16 protein-coding genes and 1 pseudogene are annotated in these 18022 nt (G+C 70.6%); 4 read left to right on the top strand and 13 right to left on the bottom strand.

From position 1 onward, the window contains the following. Positions 1-10: 10 nt before the first annotated feature. From gatA to ASF28_RS22635, 3 genes are all read right to left on the bottom strand, one after another. Positions 11-1492: an Asp-tRNA(Asn)/Glu-tRNA(Gln) amidotransferase subunit GatA gene (gatA, locus tag ASF28_RS18220; RefSeq protein ID WP_056096010.1), complete on the bottom strand. Its 1482-nt coding sequence runs from the start codon at positions 1490-1492 to the stop codon at positions 11-13. 93 nt (positions 1493-1585) lie between these two features. Continuing rightward, positions 1586-1873 (bottom strand): Asp-tRNA(Asn)/Glu-tRNA(Gln) amidotransferase subunit GatC, encoded by a 288-nt coding sequence (gatC, locus tag ASF28_RS18215; protein WP_056096008.1) that lies wholly within the window; start codon positions 1871-1873, stop codon positions 1586-1588. Positions 1874-2011: 138 nt separating this feature from the next. Further along, the gene (locus ASF28_RS22635) at positions 2012-2200 is read right to left on the bottom strand and encodes a hypothetical protein (protein WP_157085644.1); all 189 of its coding nucleotides are present in this window, start codon (positions 2198-2200) and stop codon (positions 2012-2014) included. Positions 2201-2308: 108 nt separating this feature from the next. On the opposite strand from ASF28_RS22635, the gene ASF28_RS18210 reads away from it, so the two are divergent. Together ASF28_RS18210 and ruvX are read left to right on the top strand one after the other, a co-directional pair. After that, positions 2309-2848: an SMI1/KNR4 family protein gene (locus ASF28_RS18210; protein WP_056096006.1), complete on the top strand. Its 540-nt coding sequence runs from the start codon at positions 2309-2311 to the stop codon at positions 2846-2848. A gap of 87 nt (positions 2849-2935) precedes the next feature. Further along, positions 2936-3424 carry a Holliday junction resolvase RuvX gene (gene ruvX / locus ASF28_RS18205; protein ID WP_056096003.1) on the top strand — a complete coding sequence of 163 codons (489 nt, stop codon included), beginning with the start codon at positions 2936-2938 and terminating at the stop codon, positions 3422-3424. Between the two features lie 218 nt (positions 3425-3642). Here the strand turns inward: ruvX and ASF28_RS18200 are convergent, their stop codons facing one another. Beyond that, complete coding sequence (locus tag ASF28_RS18200) at positions 3643-3903, bottom strand: hypothetical protein (RefSeq protein ID WP_056096000.1); 261 nt, start codon at positions 3901-3903, stop codon at positions 3643-3645. Between the two features lie 224 nt (positions 3904-4127). Here ASF28_RS18200 and ASF28_RS18195 point away from each other — a divergent pair, with 224 nt between their 5' ends. Continuing rightward, the gene (locus ASF28_RS18195) at positions 4128-5303 is read left to right on the top strand and encodes a hypothetical protein (RefSeq protein ID WP_056095997.1); all 1176 of its coding nucleotides are present in this window, start codon (positions 4128-4130) and stop codon (positions 5301-5303) included. Positions 5304-5310: 7 nt separating this feature from the next. On the opposite strand, the gene dprA is transcribed toward ASF28_RS18195, so the two are convergent. The 6 genes from dprA to ASF28_RS18170 are packed head-to-tail and all read right to left on the bottom strand — an operon-like array spanning position 5311 to position 9975. Continuing rightward, positions 5311-6480, bottom strand: coding sequence for a DNA-processing protein DprA (gene dprA, locus ASF28_RS18190; protein WP_056095994.1), 1170 nt, complete (start codon positions 6478-6480; stop codon positions 5311-5313). 38 nt (positions 6481-6518) lie between these two features. Next, positions 6519-7127 carry a glycerol-3-phosphate 1-O-acyltransferase PlsY gene (gene plsY, locus ASF28_RS18185; protein ID WP_200912694.1) on the bottom strand — a complete coding sequence of 203 codons (609 nt, stop codon included), beginning with the start codon at positions 7125-7127 and terminating at the stop codon, positions 6519-6521. After that, positions 7124-8425 carry a dihydroorotase gene (locus ASF28_RS18180; RefSeq protein WP_056095991.1) on the bottom strand — a complete coding sequence of 434 codons (1302 nt, stop codon included), beginning with the start codon at positions 8423-8425 and terminating at the stop codon, positions 7124-7126. Before ASF28_RS18180 ends, plsY begins: the two co-directional genes overlap by 4 nt. Then, positions 8422-8808 carry a type II toxin-antitoxin system HicB family antitoxin gene (locus tag ASF28_RS18175; protein ID WP_056095990.1) on the bottom strand — a complete coding sequence of 129 codons (387 nt, stop codon included), beginning with the start codon at positions 8806-8808 and terminating at the stop codon, positions 8422-8424. The genes ASF28_RS18180 and ASF28_RS18175 overlap by 4 nt, the downstream gene beginning before the upstream one ends. Then, the gene (locus ASF28_RS23755) at positions 8805-9023 is read right to left on the bottom strand and encodes a type II toxin-antitoxin system HicA family toxin (RefSeq protein ID WP_082476651.1); all 219 of its coding nucleotides are present in this window, start codon (positions 9021-9023) and stop codon (positions 8805-8807) included. Before ASF28_RS23755 ends, ASF28_RS18175 begins: the two co-directional genes overlap by 4 nt. Before the next feature lies 1 nt (position 9024). Next, positions 9025-9975, bottom strand: coding sequence for an aspartate carbamoyltransferase catalytic subunit (locus ASF28_RS18170; RefSeq protein ID WP_056095985.1), 951 nt, complete (start codon positions 9973-9975; stop codon positions 9025-9027). A gap of 239 nt (positions 9976-10214) precedes the next feature. Between ASF28_RS18170 and topA the strand changes: the two genes are divergently transcribed. Next, on the top strand, positions 10215-12980 hold the full coding sequence (topA, locus tag ASF28_RS18165) for a type I DNA topoisomerase (RefSeq protein WP_056095982.1): 2766 nt from the start codon (positions 10215-10217) through the stop codon (positions 12978-12980). Positions 12981-13116: 136 nt separating this feature from the next. Here topA and parE read toward each other — a convergent pair whose 3' ends face one another. The 3 genes and pseudogenes from parE to ASF28_RS23460 all read right to left on the bottom strand — a co-directional run. Next, on the bottom strand, positions 13117-15165 hold the full coding sequence (gene parE / locus ASF28_RS18160; protein ID WP_056095979.1) for a DNA topoisomerase IV subunit B: 2049 nt from the start codon (positions 15163-15165) through the stop codon (positions 13117-13119). 277 nt (positions 15166-15442) lie between these two features. Then, positions 15443-17437 (bottom strand): PhoX family protein, encoded by a 1995-nt coding sequence (locus ASF28_RS18155; RefSeq protein ID WP_056095976.1) that lies wholly within the window; start codon positions 17435-17437, stop codon positions 15443-15445. Positions 17438-17591: 154 nt separating this feature from the next. Continuing rightward, positions 17592-18022 (bottom strand): annotated as a pseudogene (locus ASF28_RS23460) (outer membrane protein); the annotation flags it as partial.

Genomic DNA, 18022 nt, shown 5'->3' with positions numbered 1-18022 from the left:
GACCGCGCTTTCATGCCCACCACGCGGCCGGCAGCTTCGTGCGCCCGGCGGCGGTCTCGATCACCTGAGCGGCGGCGAACAGGGTCTCCTCGTCGAAGGGCCGGCCGATGAGCTGGAGGCCGAGGGGCAGGCCCTGCGCGTCGAGTCCCGCCGGCACCGAGAGGCCGGGGAGCCCCGCCATGTTCACCGTGATGGTGAACACGTCCTGCAGGTACATCTCCACGGGATCGCCCGAGCCCTTCTCGCCTAAGCCGAAGGCGGCGGACGGGGTCGCGGGCGTCAGGATCGCGTCGATGCCCGATGCGTAGGCCTCTTCGAAATCGCGCTTGATCAGGGTGCGGATCTTCTGGGCGCGGACGTAATAGGCGTCGTAGTAGCCGGCCGACAGCACGTAGGTGCCGATCATGATCCGGCGCTTGACCTCGCGGCCGAAGCCCGCCGCGCGGGTGTTCTCGTACATCCCGGCGATGTCCTTGCCGGGCACCCGCAGGCCGTAGCGCACGCCGTCGTAGCGGGCGAGGTTCGAGGAAGCCTCGGCCGGGGCGACGATGTAGTAGGCCGGCAGGGCGTAGGGGGTGTGCGGTAGGGAGATTTCGCGGATGGTGGCGCCGGCGTCCTTCAGCATCGCGGCGCCCTTGTCCCAGAGCGCCTGGATCTCGGCGGACATGCCCTCGACCCGGTACTCCTTCGGAATCCCGATGGTGAGACCCTTCACGCCGCGCGCCACCGCCGCCTCGAAGTCCGGCACCGGGAGATCGGCGCAGGTGGTGTCGCGAGAATCCTGACCGGCCATGGAGCCGAGCAGGATGGCGCAGTCGCGCACGGTCCGGGCGATGGGACCGGCCTGATCGAGGGACGAAGCGTAGGCCACGGTGCCCCAGCGCGAGCAGCGCCCGTAGGTCGGCTTGATGCCGACCGTGCCGGTGAAGGCGGCGGGCTGGCGGATGGAGCCGCCGGTGTCCGTGGCGGTGGCGCCGAGGCACAGGTGCGCGGCGACCGCCGCGGCGGACCCGCCCGACGAGCCGCCCGGCACCAGCCTGGTGTCGGAACCATTCCGGCGCCAGGGCGAGACCACGTCGCCGTAGGCCGAGGTCTCGTTGGACGAGCCCATGGCGAACTCGTCGAGGTTGAGCTTGCCCAGCATCACGGCGCCGTCGCGCCAGAGGTTGTGGGTCACGGCCGATTCGTAGTGCGGCTGGAAGCCTTCGAGGATCTTGGAGCCGGCGGTGGTGGCAACGCCGTGGGTGCAGAACAGGTCCTTGATGCCGAGCGGAATGCCCTCCAGGGGGCGGGCCTCGCCAGCGGCGATTTTCGTATCGGCGACATTTGCCATGGTGAGCGCCCGCTCGGGCGTTTCCAGGATGTAGGCGTTGAGGCCGCGCGCCTTCTCCATGGCGGCGAGATGCGCCTGGGTGAGCTCATGGGCGGAGAAATCCTTGGCCTTGAGCCCGTCGCGGGCCTCCGCCAGGGTGAGTTCGTTCAGGGTGGTCATGGGCGTCCAGTCCTCAAGATCCCGGCGAACCCCGTCGCCGGTCTCGGCGCCGAACGATCCTGCCGGGAGGCATCACGAAACACGGGGGCGGCGCTACTCGACCACCTTCGGCACCAGGAAGTAATTGTCCTCGGTCTCGGGGGCGTTGAAGACGATGTCGTGGGCGTGGCCGCCCTCCGTCACCGTATCGGTGCGCTTCTTCATCGCCATGGGGGTGACCGACGTCATCGGCTCGACGCCGGTCACGTCGACGGCGCCGAGTTGCTCGACGAAGGCCAGGATCGCGTTGAGTTCACCCTGGAGCGGGGCGACCTCGTCCTCGCTCACCGCGATGCGCGCCAGATGCGCGATGCGCCTCACCGTCGTTGCGTCGACCGACATGCTGCCTTGAGCCCCCAGGAGGATGCGTCAGGCCCCCATGGGGCCGCGACGAAGGATGGCCGGGCTATAGCACCCGCCTTCGCGCGCTCGCAACGCCGGGTGATCTCGGGCAAGGATCCCCTGGGTGCCGACCTGTCCTCAGGTGATGACATGGGTGGAGCGGTCGGGCACCTCGACGGTGATCCCGGGGCGATAGGGATTGCGCTCGGCCTGATGGAAGCCGACGGCGACGAGTTCGACGGCCAGGAGCAGCATCAGCTTGTGCCGGAACGGCATCGCGGGGACGACGCCGGCCAGGGCGGAACGGATCGTTCGGACTCGAGTCATACGCGGCACCCACGGCATTAACGCATTGTTAACGATGCTATGAGCGGGGCGATCCCGGCAAGGCCAGGGTTGCGTATTCTTAACCTTAATGCGGGCGGAGACGGGAAAATGTGGGAAACGGTGTTCGCGCACGGCGTGGCCGGACCGGTCTCGGGGGAGGCGGATCTCGCGCGCGCCGAGGCGGCGCTGGGCTTTCCCCTGCCCGCCTCCTACCGCGACTTCTGCCGGCGCTGGGGCGCCGGCCTCGCCGCCGGACATGTCCGCATCCTGACGCCCGGCCCCGATCCGGACACCGATCTCGTCGCCGGCGCGGAGCTCATGGCCCACAGCATCGGGGCGGTCCTCGCCGACCACCCCGAGCACCGCTTCGAGGTCGAGGGGGACGATCCCACCGTGGTGGAGCGGGCCTGCTTCTTCGGCCGCTCGGAGGCCGGCGAGTTCCTGTTCTGGGACGTCGTCCCGGATCGGCCCGAATACGAGATCTGGGTGATGGGCGCCGACCTCGAATCCGTTCGCTTCGGTGGGGCCGACCTCGGCGATCTCCTGCGGCGGGTGCAGGGCCCGGCCGTGCGCGGCATCCTCGGGATGGGGGCCGCCCCCCTGCCCTCGACCTTCGCCGGCGACGACCCGGCCCCCGCCACGCATTGACCGCCCCCTGCCCTGACGTCCGAGGCCCCGGATTGCCACCGGGCCACGGATCGATCAGGACCGGCGGATCACCGGGGAGCGACAGACATGACCGAGGCCGAGATCCGCGCCTTCGCGGAGGCGTCGCGGGGCGGGCGCCGCCTCATTGGCATCGATCTGGGGACCAAGACCATCGGGCTCGCCCTGTCGGATGTCGGACGCCAGATCGCCTCGCCCCTCGAGACCATCCGCCGGGTCAAGTTCACCCCCGACGTCGCTCGCCTGCGCCAGCTCTGCGAGACCCACGGCGTCGGCGGCCTCGTCATGGGCCTGCCCCTCAACATGGACGGCAGCGAGGGCCCGCGGGTGCAGTCGACCCGCTCCTTCGTGCGCAACCTCAAGCCGCTCCTCGACCTGCCGGTGCTGTTCTGCGACGAGCGCCTGTCCACCGCCGCCGTCACCCGCGCCCTCATCGCCGCCGACGCCTCCCGGGCCAAGCGCGGCGATGTCGTCGACAAGCTGGCGGCGGCCTACATCCTCCAGGGCTGCCTGGATCAGATGCGGGGCGTGCTGGAGGACGCGGCGGACGACACGTGATGCAGGTAACGGGAGAGCTTCGAGCCCGCGCGCGAAAACGGCGGAACCTTCGCTCCGCCGCCCGTCCGTCCAATCTCCGTGCCGTTGGCCGAGCCTTTACAGGCTCAGCATCGCCTGGGATGCGCCGACGATAGTGAAGACCAGGCCGCCCGCGAAGGCGCCGATCATCGCGTAGGAAAAGCCCTTCAGGACCATGGGTGTCACCTCCCGTGCCCGGATCAGCAACGGTTTCCGCCCGAGGTCTGGCCGTACTGCATCACGGGGAAGTTCTGCTGGTTGGCGTTGCCCTCGGCGGCCGAATTCATCGGGCAGCCGCCATGGGACGGAGTGCGGGGCGCGGCATCGACCGAACCCGTGGTCTCGACGTCATAGGGGGTGAACGCGGTGTAGCGCGCGGTGTTTTCGAATGCCATGGCAGACGAGATCGGAGCAACGCCAAGCACGAGAGCGGCGGCGATGGCGGCGATACGGGTCTTCATTGTGATACTCTGTTTCCTCTGCAGGTCGAACCGACGAACCGGTTCGTTTCTCTCTGTCTGAACTACAGATGGGGAGCGTCAGCTTGGCGTGACGTGTCGAAGCGCACGCAACCCCGCCGAACCAGCCGATGCGTTGTTCGGGGGCCTCCGGCGAGAACCGAATTCCCCTGCGCGGGCCGATGGTTTAGCGAGCCCGAGGGTGGACCCGCAGGGATAGGCCGAAAATGTTCGAGCGGGACGTGAAACGAGCCGGGCGCGCAGGAAACGTCCGGTCGGCCTGCGGCGCGCTGCTCCTGCTCCTCGTGGCAGGATCGGCCACGCCGGCGCAGGGCGTCGATCCGCGCATCCTGCCCGCGACCCCGCGCTACGTGCGCAACGCCGCCTGCGCCCCGGTGCGGATCGCCATGCCGCCCGGCACCCACCGGCTTCCGGGCGGTCCCCTGATCTCGCCCAGACCCGCCGAGATCCCCGTCGGGCAGGGCGACAGCGCCATCTGCTTCGCCTATGCCACCGCCGACATGATCTCCCAACGCGTCGGCCGGGCGGTGTCGCCCCTGGACGTGGCCGGCAAGTTCTACTTCGCCGATCCGGCCCGCCTCGAAGCTCTGCCCGATCCGGCCCTGCGGGCGCATCTCCGGGCGCATCCGGGCTACCCCGCCGACATCGCCTGGGGCCGGAACGCCGCCGACATCAACCCCGTCGGCAACCCGGGCCTGCAGCCCTATTTCGACAAGCTGGAGGGCGGCGAGGAGGATGCCGCCGCCCTGCTCTACAACCTCGGCGGCTTGTGCGCGGAGCGCGACCTGCCCTCGCACGAGGGCTACGCCCATTTCGGCCCCACCTACGCGGCCCTGCGCTTCAGCGCCCCCGTTCGTGCGCCGAACCAGTGCCTGCGCCGCGTCGGCGCGACGGTGGACAAACTCCGGTCGCGGCGGGCGGACGCCTTCAACGACGCGTGGCTGCGACGGGTCGACGCCCTGTGCCGGCGCGAGCCCCTGCCCGTGCCCCTGCTGCCGGTCTCCGCCCGCGTCGCCGCCAACCAGCTCGACTTCATGGCGATGCTGGAGGCGGGCCGACCGCCGGCCCGAACGGACATCACCCGCCTGCTGTCCAGGGTCGACTACGCCCTCGATCACGGCCGCGCGCCGGCCATCGGCTACAGCTGGTACATCCTGCAGGACCGCGACCCGAAGGACCCGGATCTCGCCGCCGACCATTCGAGCGCCGTCATCGGCCGGCGCAAGGCGGCGGGCCGGTGCCAGTACCTCGTCCAAGACAACACCGGCGAGTATTGCGCCCGGATGCGGCCGGACATCGCCCGGCGCTGCGACAACGGCCGGGTCTGGCTCCGGGAGGACGAGCTGCGGCGCAGCCTCTACAGCGTGATCTACTTGCGCTGAGCCGCGCTCATCCCACCAGCGACACCGCCCCGCTGCCGTGGCGCTCGATGCGCCCGTCGAGTTCGAGTTCGAGGAGCGTCGTCTGGACCACCCGCACGCTCAGGCCCGCGGCGCGGGCGAGGTCGTCGGTGCCGATGGGGGTCGGGCTGAGCAGCCCGATGAGGCGGGCGCGGTCGTCCGCGGGTTCGGGCGGGTCGAAGGAATCCACCGGCATCGGCAGCACGATCCCGTCGACGTCGAGTTCGTCCCAGAAGATCGGTGCGTCGGCGAGATCGGGCCGGTCGCGGGCGAGGGGCTCGCGGCCCTCCGCATCGCGCCCGATCAGGGGGGCGACGGCCTCGAGGACGTGGGCGGCCTCGGCCACCAGGGTGGCGCCCTGGCGGATGAGGTCGTTGGTGCCCTCGGCGCGCGGGTCGAGGGGCGAGCCCGGCACGGCGAAGACCTCGCGGCCCTGCTCCAGGGCGAAGCGTGCGGTGATGAGGGAGCCCGAGCGCCGCGCCGCCTCGACCACGACGGTGCCGAGGCTGAGCCCCGAGATGATGCGGTTGCGCCTCGGGAAATCGCGGCCCCGCGGCTCCCAGCCCATGGGCATCTCGGCCACCACAGCCCCGCCCGCCTCCAGGATCCCCGCGACGAGGCCGGCGTGGTTGGCCGGATAGATCCGGTCGTGCCCCCCCGCCAGCACCGCCACGGTGCCGGACGGGAGGGCGGCCTTGTGGGCGCGGGCGTCGATGCCGCGGGCCAGCCCCGAGACCACCACGAGACCGGCCGCGCCGAGCTCGCGGGCGAGGCGCTCGGTGACGCTCAGGCCGGCGGCCGAGGCGTTGCGCGAGCCGACGATGGCCACGGCCGGCCGGTTCAGGACGGCCGGGTCGCCCCGCACGGCCAGGAGCGGCGGAGCGGAGTCCGCTGCCTGGAGCAGCTTCGGGTAGTCGTCCTCGCCCAGGGCCACGAGGCGGGCGCCGAGGCGGGCGGCGGCGGAGAGCTCGGCTTGCGCTTCGGCCCGCGTCGGCGGGGTGACGCTGCGGCCGGCGCGGCCGGTGAGGGTCGGCAGGGCCTCCAGGGCGGCGCCGGCCCCGCCGAAGCGGTTGATCAGGGTGCGGAAGGTGCGCGGGCCGATGCCCTCGGCGCGGATGAGGCGGAGCCAGTCGAGGCGCTGGGCATCGTTGAGTTGCATCGCCCTGCCCCCTCGCTCCCGGGCGGCGTCGGTCTTCCTCAGCCCTTCTGCCCGATGCGCCCTTCGGTGCCGGCGCGGAGCCGGCGGATGTTGGGCGCGTGCTTCCACCATAGCAGGGCCGCGAGCAGGAGGAAGAGCCATGCAACCCCCGGCTGTCCCAGGGCCCACAGGACGACGGGCGTGGCGGCCGAGGCGGCGAGCGCCGCGAGGGATGAGTACCGGAGGCTGAAGGCGAGGCCGAGCCAGATCGCCGCGAAGGCGGCGAGCGCCACCGGGCTGAGCGCCAGGAGCACGCCCAGAAAGGTCGCCACGCCCTTGCCGCCCTTGAACCCGAGCCAGACCGGGAACAGGTGGCCGAGGAAGGCACCGAGCCCCGCCGCCAGGGCCGGCTCCAGGTTGAAGCGCAGGCCGATGAGCACGGCCACCGTGCCCTTGAGGGCATCCCCCAGGAGGGTGGCGGCGGCCAGGCCCTTGCGGCCCGTGCGCAGGACATTGGTGGCGCCGATGTTGCCCGAGCCGATGGCGCGCACGTCGCCGAGGCCGGCCAGACGCGTGAAGATCAGGCCGAAGGGAATCGAGCCGAGGAGGTAGCCCCCGGCGAGACTCGCGCACAGCATCGGCACCGAGGCGGCCTCGGCATAGGTCACGCGAAGCCCCCATGGCGAAAGACGACCCGGCCGCCGACGAGGGTGAGCACGGCGGCCCCCTGCAGGCGCGCCTCGTCGAAGGGCGAGTTCTTCGAGCGCGACTTCAGGCTGCGCTTGTCGAGGATGTAGGGCACGTCCGGATCGATGAGCACAAGGTCGGCAGGCGCGCCGACGGCGAGGCGCCCGGCCTCGCGGCCGAGGATCCTGGCCGGATGCGCCGTGAGGGCGGCGAGCAGGCGCGGCAGGGCGATGTCGCCGGTGTGGACGAGGCGCAGGGCGGCGCCGAGCAGGGTCTCGATGCCGAGCGCCCCGTCGGCGGCCTCGGCGAAGGGCAGGCGCTTGGTCTCGACATCCTGCGGGTTGTGGTCCGACACGATCACGTCGACCACGCCCTCGTTCAGGGCCGCCACCAGGGCGAGGCGGTCGGTCTCGTGGCGGAGCGGCGGCGAGAGCCGGCAGAAGGTGCGGTAATGGCCGATATCGCCCTCGTTGAGGACGAGGTTGTTCACCGACGCGCCGCAGGTGACGGGCAGGCCGTCGTGCTTGGCCCGGCGCACGATCTCGACGGAATCGGCGCAACTGATCATCGCCGCGTGGTAGCGGGCGCCCGTGAGGCGCACGAGGCGGATGTCGCGCTCCAGCATCACCGTCTCGGCCTCGCGCGGGATGCCGATGAGGCCGAGGCGCGAGGCCATCTCGCCCTCGTTCATCACGCCCTCGCCGACGAGGTCGGGTTCCTCGACGTGCTGCATGATCAGCGCGTCGAAATCCCGGGCGTAGGTGAGGGCCCGGCGCAGGACCTGGGCGTTGGTCACGGCCTTGAGCCCGTCGGTGAAGGCCACGGCGCCGGCCTCCTGCAGCAGGCCGAACTCCGTCATCTCGCGCCCGGCCAGCCCCTTGGTGATGGCGGCCGCCGGCAGGACATGGACGCAGGCCGTGTCGCGGGCCCGGCGCAGGACGAAATCGACGATGGGCGGCCCGTCGATAACCGGGTTGGTGTCGGGCATGCAGACCAGGGTGGTGACCCCGCCGGCGGCCGCCGCCGCGCTGGCGGAAGCCAGTGTCTCGCGGTGCTCCGCGCCCGGCTCGCCGACGAAGGCGCGCATGTCGATGAGGCCGGGGGCGAGGACATGCCCGGCGCAGTCGACGGTCTCGGCCCCCCCGGGGGCGGCCGGGGCGGCCCCCCAAGCGATGTCGGCGATGCGGCCATCGCGCACGAGGACGTGGCCGGGGGCCTGCCGGCCGGTGGCGGGATCGCACAGGGTGGCATTGGTAAGGAGAAGGGGGGGCACGCTCATCCTGAAATCTGGCTGAGAACGAAGGCGCGGACGACGCCACGCCGTGACAGGCCACGCCGCTCGGCCGCCTCGTCCACGGCCCGCAACTGGCCGTCGTCGAGGTCGAGTTCATCGACGGGCGGCCGGATCACGATGGCCATATGCCCGGCGGCCAGGGCCTCGGCGAAGTCCGCATCGCCGCGAAGCTGTTCGATGGTCCGGGGCGGCGGCGGCGTCTCACCGTCCTCCCGCATGAGGGAGAACCATTGCGCGAGCGCTTCTCCCGCCTGGGATATGGTCTCGTCGGCCGTCCCGGCGGCGGCGATGCACCCGGGCAGATCGGGAAACCAGATGCCCCAGAGGGTTCCGGGCTCCTTCTCGAGGATGCCGATATAGGCCGTCATGGCGTCCTGCTCCCGTCGAGCCAACCCGCATTGCGGGCGATCGCGCGTGCCGTTCCCGGTGAAAGGTCGCCCCGACCGCGCGGAACCGCGACGTTCGGCCGGCCCTCACGGACATAGATCTCGTGGGGTCCCTTTGCGGGGCGTATCCGCCAGCCCTCCCGCTCCAGGCGCTTGCGGATCGCCGGGAGATCAAGGTCGAAGTCGCGCGGGGGCATGTCAAGCGTTCGGCAGGTGCGTCGCGAGGGCTTCGAGCACGGCCATGCGGACGGCGACCCCCATCTCGACCTGCTCGCGGATGAGGGATTGCGCGCCGTCGGCGACCTCCGACGAGATCTCGACGCCGCGGTTCATCGGGCCCGGGTGCATCACCAGGGCGTCGGGAGCGGCGAGCGCCAGCTTGTCGCCGTCGAGTCCGAAATAGCGGAAGTACTCCTTCACGGAGGGCACGAAGGACCCGTTCATGCGCTCGCGCTGGAGGCGCAGCATCATGACGATGTCGGCCCCCGCCAGTCCCTGCCTCATGTCGGTGAACACGTCGACGCCGAAGCGGGCGAGGCCCGTGGGCAGCAGGGTCGAGGGACCGATCACCCGGACCCGGGCGCCGAGGGCCTGGAGCAGGATGATGTTGGAGCGGGCGACGCGCGAATGCAGGACGTCGCCGCAGATGGCCACGGTCAGGCCCTCGATCCGGCCCTTGTTGCGGCGGATGGTGAGGGCGTCGAGGAGCGCCTGGGTCGGGTGCTCGTGGGCGCCGTCGCCGGCATTGACCACGGCGCAATCGACCTTGCGCGCCAGGAGATGCACGGCGCCGGCCGCGTGGTGGCGCACCACGATGATGTCGGGGCGCATGGCGTTGAGGGTCGCGGCGGTGTCGATGAGGGTCTCGCCCTTCTTCACCGAGGAGGACGCCACCGACATGTTCATCACGTCGGCGCCGAGCCGCTTGCCGGCGAGCTCGAACGACGCCTGGGTCCGGGTGGACGGCTCGAAGAACAGGTTGATCTGCGTGCGACCGCGTAAAGTGGTGCGCTTCTTCTCCACCTGCCGGGAGAGGGCCACAGCGGCATCGGCCCGCTCCAGCAGGGCCTCGATGTCGGGGCGCGACAGGCCCTCGATGCCGAGGAGGTGGCGGTGGGGGAAGCCGGGCGGAGTCGGGGCGCTGGTCATCACGAGGGTCAGCGCTACAGCGGGCACGCGGCGCCCGCAAGACGGCGGTCGTCCGAGGGCCCCGGCGCACCCGGCAAAGTGTCTCCATTTGACATCGCCCGAGGGTTAACCCACTTCATGCCCCGCAAAAGGCCCCTCCCCCGGGAGGCGGCCCGCCTTGCCGCATCGGCGAAGCGCCCTCGGGCGCTCAACCGCCCGTTGCGGAAAAGAGGCCCTCACGAGAGGCTCGGAATCCCTCCATGAAAGTTGTCGTCGTCGAGTCGCCGGCCAAGGCCAAGACGATCAACAAGTACCTCGGCCGCGACTACGAGGTGCTCGCCTCGTTCGGCCACATCCGCGACCTGCCGGCCAAGGACGGCTCCGTCGATCCGGAGGCCGACTTCCACATGCTGTGGGAGCTCGACGAGCGCGGCTCGAAGCGGGTCTCCGACATCGTCAAGGCGCTCAAAGGCGCCGACGGCCTGATCCTCGCGACCGATCCGGACCGCGAGGGCGAGGCCATCTCCTGGCACGTGGTCGAGGCGCTCAACGCCCGGCGCGCCCTGAAGGGCATGCACGTGGAGCGGGTGACCTTCAACGCCATCACCAAGGCGGCGGTGGACACCGCCATGCGCAACCCGCGCCAGATCGACCAGGCCCTGGTCGACGCCTACCTGGCGCGCCGCGCCCTCGACTACCTCGTCGGCTTCAACCTCTCTCCGGTCCTGTGGCGCAAGCTCCCGGGCGCCCGCTCGGCCGGCCGCGTCCAGTCCGTGGCGCTCCGCCTCGTCTGCGAGCGCGAGCGCGAGATCGAGGTGTTCCGCCCCCGCGAATACTGGTCCCTCGTCGCGACCCTGGTGACCGAGACCGGCGCCGTGTTCGAGGCCCGGCTCACGGGCGCGGACGGCAAGAAGATCCAGCGCCTCGACGTCGGCACCGGCGACGAGGCGGCGGCGTTCAAGCGCGACCTCGAACTCGCGACGTTTTCCGTCGGCACCGTTGAAGCAAAGCCGGCAAAGCGTCATCCGGCGCCACCCTTCACCACGTCGACCCTGCAGCAGGAAGCGTCGCGAAAACTCGGGATGGCTCCGGCCCAGACCATGCGGGCGGCTCAGAAGCTCTACGAGGGCGTCGAGATCGGCGGCGAGACGGTGGGCCTCATCACCTACATGCGGACGGACGGCGTCGACATGGCGCCCGAGGCCATCGCCGACGCGCGCCAAGTCATCGCCAAGGAGTACGGCGAGCGCTACCTGCCGGGGGCGCCGCGCAAGTACAGCACCAAGGCCAAGAACGCCCAGGAGGCCCACGAGGCCGTGCGCCCCACCGACATGGGCCGGTTGCCCAAGACCGTGGCCCGCACGGTGGATGCCGAGCAGGCCAAGCTCTACGAACTCATCTGGACCCGCACGGTGGCGAGCCAGATGGAATCGGCCGAACTGGAACGCACCACCGTCGACATCGTCGCCCATGTCGGCCCGCGCAAGCTCGATCTGCGCGCCACCGGGCAGGTCGTTAAATTCGACGGCTTCCTCACTCTCTACCAGGAGGGCAAGGACGACGAGGAGGACGAGGACGGCCGTCGCCTGCCGCCGATGAAGGCCGGCGACGCCCTCAAGCGCGAGCGCATCGCCTCGACCCAGCACTTCACCGAGCCGCCGCCGCGCTATTCCGAGGCCAGCCTCGTCAAGCGCATGGAGGAGCTCGGCATCGGCCGGCCCTCCACCTACGCGGCGATCCTGCAGACCCTGCGCGACCGCGAATACGTGAAGATCGAGAAGAAGCGCCTGGTGGCCGAGGACAAGGGCCGCCTCGTCACCGGCTTCCTCGAGAGCTTCTTCAAGCGCTACGTCGAGTACGATTTCACCGCCGACCTCGAGGGCCAGCTCGACCGGGTCTCCAACGCCGAGATCGACTGGCGCGAGGTCCTGCGCGACTTCTGGAAAGACTTCTCCGCGGCCATCGCGGGCACCAAGGAGCTGCGCGTCACCGAGGTCCTCGACGCGCTGAACGATCTGCTCGGCGCCCACATCTTCCCCGAAAAGGCCGACGGCTCGAACCCGCGCACCTGCCCGACCTGCGGCGCCGGCCAGCTCTCGCTCAAGCTCGGCAAGTTCGGCGCCTTCGTTGGCTGCTCGAACTACCCCGAGTGCAAGTACACCCGGCAGCTCGCGGCGTCCGCCGTCGAGGGCGACGGCGACGGCACCTCGGAGAATGGCGGCCAGCCCGGCACGCGGGTGCTCGGCACCGATCCGGTCTCCGGCATGGCCGTGAGCCTGCGGGACGGCCGCTTCGGCCCGTTCGTGCAGCTCGGCGAGGCCTCCCCCGACAAGGAGGCGCCGAAGCCAAAGCGCTCCTCGATCCCGAAGGGCCTCAGCCCGTCGAGCGTGGACCTGGAGAAGGCCCTGAAGCTGCTGTCCCTGCCGCGCGAGGTGGCGAAACACCCCGAGACCGGCGAACCGATCCTGGCCAATCTCGGCCGGTTCGGGCCCTACGTCCAGCACGGCAAGATGTACGCGAATCTCGGCCGCGACGACGACGTGCTGGAGATCGGCGCCAACCGGGCCATCGACATCATCGTCGCCAAGGAGCAGGGCGGCGGCCGCCGCGGCCCCGCCGCCGATCCGGGCCGGGCCCTCGGCAACCATCCCGAGACGGGCAAGGCCATCGTGGTGAAATCGGGCAAGTACGGCCCCTACGTCACCGACGGCACCACCAACGCGACCCTGCCCAAAACTCAGGCGGCGGAGGACATCGACCTCCCCCAGGCCCTGGAACTCATCGCCGCCCGCGAGGCATCGGGCGGCGGCAAGAAGCGCGCCCCGGCCCGCAAAGCGTCGGCGAAGTCGGCCCCTGCGAAAAAGGCTCCGGCTAAGAAGGCGGCTGCGAAGGCCGTGACGACCGATGGCGCGGACGCCCCGGCCAAGAAGCCGGCCGCGAAGAAGGCGCCTGCCAAAGCGGCCTCCCCCAAAGCGGCGGCGGCGAAACCCGCAGCCGCGCGCAAGGCGACGGCTAAGAAAGCCTGATCCGGGATTCCGAAGGGATCATCCCTTCGGCGGGTGTCGGGCAGGGCCCGACACGGTTGCCAGGGCCAGCCCTGGACCCGCGAAGGGCTATGCTCTTCGAGACCCGGAGGATCTTGCGATCGGCCTGGAGCCTGGATCAGATATCCAGCTCGGCCCCGTCGGCGAAGGCCGCGCGCTCGGATATGAAGGCGAAGCGGGCTTCGGGCTTGTTGCCCATGAGGCGCTCTACGGCGTCCCCCGTGGAGATGCGGGCATCCTCCAGCACCCCGACGCGCAGGAGCGTGCGCTTCTTGGGGTCCATGGTGGTCTCCTTCAGCTGCGCCGGCATCATCTCGCCCAGACCCTTGAAGCGGCCGATCTCGACCTTGGCGCCCTTGAACACGGTCTTGATCACCCGCTCCTTGTCGGCGTCGTCGCGGGCATAGGCCGTCTTGGCGCCGTGGGTCAGGCGGTAGAGCGGCGGGATCGCCAGGTAGAGGTGGCCCTTGTCGATGAGCTTCGGCATCTGCCGGTAGAAGAACGTGATCAGCAGGGAGGCGATGTGGGCGCCGTCGACATCGGCGTCGGTCATGATGATGACCTTCTCGTAGCGAAGGTCCTCCAGGCGGAAGCTGTTGCCGGTGCCGCAGCCGAGCGCCTGGGTCAGGTCCGAGATGAGCTGGTTGGCGACGAGCTTGTCGCGGCTCGCCGACGCCACGTTGAGGATTTTTCCACGCAGCGGCAGAATGGCTTGGCTGGCGCGGTCGCGCGCCTGCTTGGCCGAGCCGCCGGCCGAATCGCCCTCGACGATGAAGATCTCGGAGCCGGCCATGCCGGCCTTCGAGCAATCGGCGAGTTTTCCGGGAAGCCGCAGCTTGCGGGTGGCGGATTTGCGCGCGACGTCCTTCTCCTGGCGGCGGCGCAGGCGCTCCTCGGCCCGGTCGATGACCCAGTCGAGGAGCTTGTTGGCCTGGGCCGGCGAGGCGGCGAGCCAATGGTCGAACGCGTCGCGGATCGCCGTCTCGACGATGCGGGAGGCTTCCACCGTGGCGAGCTTGTCCTTGGTCTGGCCCTGAAACTCGGGCTCGCGGATGAACACCGACAGCATCGAGGCGCAGGTCGCCATGACGTCGTCCGTGGTGACGGCCGTCATGCGTTTGGCCTGGTTCACCCGCTCGGCGTGCTCGCGCAGGGCCCGCAGCAGGGCGACGCGCAGGCCGCTCTCGTGGGTGCCGCCCTCGGCTGTCGGGATCGTGTTGCAGTAGGAGGCCGAGACGCCGTCCTCGACCACCATCCAGGCCACCGCCCATTCGAGGGACCCGTGGCCGCCCGGTTTGGTGATCTTGCCCGAAAAGATCGCGTCGGTGACGAGCTCCTTGCCCTCAAGATCGCGAGCGAGATAGTCGCGCAGGCCGCCGGGGAAGCGGTGCACGGTCTCGGCCGGCACGTCGTCCATGCCCTCGATCAGGGCGGGGGCGCAGCGCCAGCGGATCTCGACGCCGCCGAACAGGTACGCCTTGGAGCGCGCCATGCGGAACAGGCGGCGCGGATCGAACTTCAGGGCCCCGAAGATCTGGGCATCGGGGTGGAAGCGTACCCGGGTGCCGCGCCGGTTCTGCACCCGGCCCACGGTCTCCAGGGGCCCTTGCACGTGGCCCCGTGAGAAGGTCTGGCGGTAGAGGGTCTGGGCGCGCGCGACCTCGACCTCGAGCTCGTCGGACAAGGCGTTGACCACGGAGATGCCGACGCCGTGCAGGCCGCCCGACGTCTCGTAGACCTTGGAATCGAACTTTCCACCCGCGTGCAGGATGGTCATGATGACCTCCAGGGCGGATTTTCCCGGAAACTTCGGGTGCGGATCGACGGGGATGCCGCGGCCGTTGTCGGTCACCACGAGGTGGCCGCTCTCCTCCAGCTCCACCTCGATGAAGCTGGCATGCCCCGCCACCGCCTCGTCCATGGCGTTGTCGATCACCTCGGCGAAGAGGTGGTGCAGGGCGCGCTCGTCGGTGCCGCCGATATACATGCCGGGGCGGCGGCGCACGGGCTCCAGCCCCTCCAGCACCTCGATGGCCGAGGCGTCGTAGCCGGCCTCCGCCGAAGGGAGCACGAGCGGCGCCACGGCGGATTCGCGCGTGCGCCGCTCGGCGGCCGTCGGCGCCGGCGCCTTGCCACCCACGAAAAGGTCGCGCGCGGGGTCGCTCACCGGAGCGCTCCGCGCGGGCGACGGCACGGCCGCCTGCTTCGTGGACCGGGTCGCAGAGGGAGACCGTGCAGCATTCGCCTTCATCCTCTGACCATACCGGAACAAACCGGAAACAGAAAGGGGCTTCCCCCCCGCGGGATGGGGTCGGGTCCCCCGATCCGCCGGGCGCACCGACCCCATGCCCGAAGGGCACGATACCCCATGGCATGGGACAGGGTTGGTTAAGAAGGGCTGACGGTCGGGGGAAGCCTTTTATCGCGTCGCGGCGCTGGCACCCTCAGGTGCCGACGCGACCGCCCCCGTGCTTCGTGATCGCCACCACGGCCGGGCGCGGCGGCAGGGCGGGATCGAAATCCGGCCAGCGGGTGGACGGGGCCTCGAAGGTGGCGGGCGCGGCCTTGGGATCGTCCTCGTCCGCCTCGCCCGGATGCTGGACGGCGACGAAGAAGGTGGTGTCGTCGGGCGTGAAGTACGGCCCGCACATCTCGGCCCCGCACGGCACCCGGAAGAAGTGCTTGCCCGTGCCGCGCCCTTGGCCCTCCGTCTCCAGGGCCCAGAGGCCGTCGGATCGGCCCGTGCGCGACGCCGAGTTGCCGTCGGTGGCGACCCAGAGGCGGCCCTGGCCGTCGATCGCGCAGTTGTCCGGCATGCCGAACCAGCCGTCCTTCGTGGTCGCCGACGAGAAGGTGGCGCCGACGGCGGCGATGGCGGGATCGCCGCAGCGGACCAGGATCTCCCAGGCGAAGCCGGGCGCGGCATGGTCGCCGTCATCGGGGGTGAGCTCGACGATGTGGCCGAAGCGGTTGTCGGCGCGCGGGTTCGCGGCGTCGACCCCATCGGGTGTGCGCTTCCCGTTGTTGGTCAGCATCACGTAGACCTTGCCGGTCTTCGGGTTGGCCTCGACGTCCTCCGGGCGGTCCATCTTGGTGGCGCCGAGACGGTCGGCGGCCAGGCGCGCGCCGATGAGCACGTCGGCCTGGCTGGCAAAGCCGTTCTCCGGCGTCAGGGGTCCCCGTCCGAACACCAGGGGCATCCAGGTGCCGCGCCCGTCCGGATCGAAGCGGGCGACGTGCAGCGTGCCGGAATCGAGCAGGTCGCGGTCGCCGCCGTCGGCCCGCCCCGCGGTGACGAACTTGTAGACGTAGTCGAAGCGCTCGTCGTCGCCCTGGTAGACGACGTATTGCCCCGTCTTCGCGACGATGCCGGCCGCGCCCTCGTGCTTGAACCGGCCCATGGCGGTGCGCTTCTTCGGGACGGAATTCGGATCGAACGGATCGATCTCCACCACCCAGCCGAAGCGGTTCGGCTCGCGCGGGGTTTTTCCGATGTCGAAGCGCTCGTGGAACCGGCCCCAGGCGTAGGCGGAGTTCGGCAGGTTGAAGCGCTTGTGGTTGGCGGCCTCCGCCGAGTCCTGCGGGAGCGTCCCCGAAAAGTAGTAGTTGATGTTCTCCTCGCAGGTGAGCCACGTGCCCCACGGAGTCGTGCCGCCCGCGCAGTTGTTGATCATGCCGTGGACGGCGCGGCCGGTGGGGTCGGCGGCGGTCATCAGGCGCTCGGACCCCGCGGCGGGGCCGGTGAGCACCATCGGGGTCTCCACGGTGATGCGGCGGGCGTATCGCGAATCCGGCACCACGGCCCAGCGGCCGTCCGTGCGCCGGATCTCGATCACCGAGCCGCCATGGGCCGCCATCTCAATCTCGACGAGGTCCCGCGTCATGCCGGCGAAGGCCACGCCCTTGAGGTCCTGGCGCCCCAGCCCGGGGAACATGAGTTCCTCGTTGGTGTATTCGTGGTTGACCACCAGGAGTCCGTGGGCGGCCGGGTCGGGTGCGCCCGGCATGGGAAAGTAGCCGACGAAGTCGTTGTTGTAGCCGAACTGCTGGCGCTGCGCGGCGGCCGACTGGTTGTGCGGATCGAAGGCCGGGGCGCCGGGCAGGACGGGGTCGCCCCAGCGGATGAGGATCCGGGCGTCGTGTCCCGCCGCCACGTGATGATGCGTGTCCGAACCCGCCTCGATTTCCGCGAAGGGGAAGCGGGTCGGAGCGGACGCGTCGCCGTTCCGCCCCTGGGCGGCGTGGGCCTCGCGGGCGGCGAGGGCGCGGGGCGTCACCACGGCGGCGATGGCGCCGACCCCGAGGAGCCCGCGCAGGAGGTCGCGCCGGTCGAAGCGCGCGGCGACCACGTCGCCGAAGGTGGCGTTGGCGCTGGCATTGGAGCCGGCATCCTCGGCGTCTTCGGCCGCCCGCGAGCGGGTTCGCGTCGGCTGCGTCATCAATCGGCTCCGTCGAATCCTGAGAACCGCGCCTCCTACCGGCTTCGCATGGCACCGGCATGACGGATGCGGCGCACGAAAAAGCCCGGCCTTTCGGCCGGGCTTCTGGGGTTCGTGGAGCCGGTGGCGCCCGGTGAGGGGCGCCGGTCGGGTCCTAGTACGAGCCGAACTTGTAGTTCAGGCCGGCGCGGACGACGGCGAACTCGGTGTCGCGGACCTGACGGCCRCCGCTGGCCAGGACGACGCCCGGGCTGTTGGTGAAGATGGTCGCGCCGGCGTTGTTGACGGCGAAGGCGCCGGCGTTGCGGTTGTTCTGGTCGAGCTTCACGTACAGGCCTTCGACCTTGAACGTCACGGCCGACGAGGGTGCGGTCGAAGGCGTAGCCGAGGCGGCCGCGCACGGTGCCGAAGTAGTCGAGGCTCGACACGCCGGCCGGGTTGAACACCTGCTGGGCGGCCAGSGGRCCGGTGGCGGAGAAGCGGTTCCGCTCACGACCGAAATCGACGTACTGGGCATCGGCCTCGACGCCGACGACGAAGCCGGAGCCCGGGGTGAACTGRTAGTTGTAGCCGATCTGACCACCG

This window comes from Methylobacterium sp. Leaf99, from assembly GCF_001422375.1.
Taxonomy (GTDB): Bacteria; Pseudomonadota; Alphaproteobacteria; order Rhizobiales; family Beijerinckiaceae; genus Methylobacterium.
This window is presented reverse-complemented; position numbering and strand designations above follow the sequence as displayed.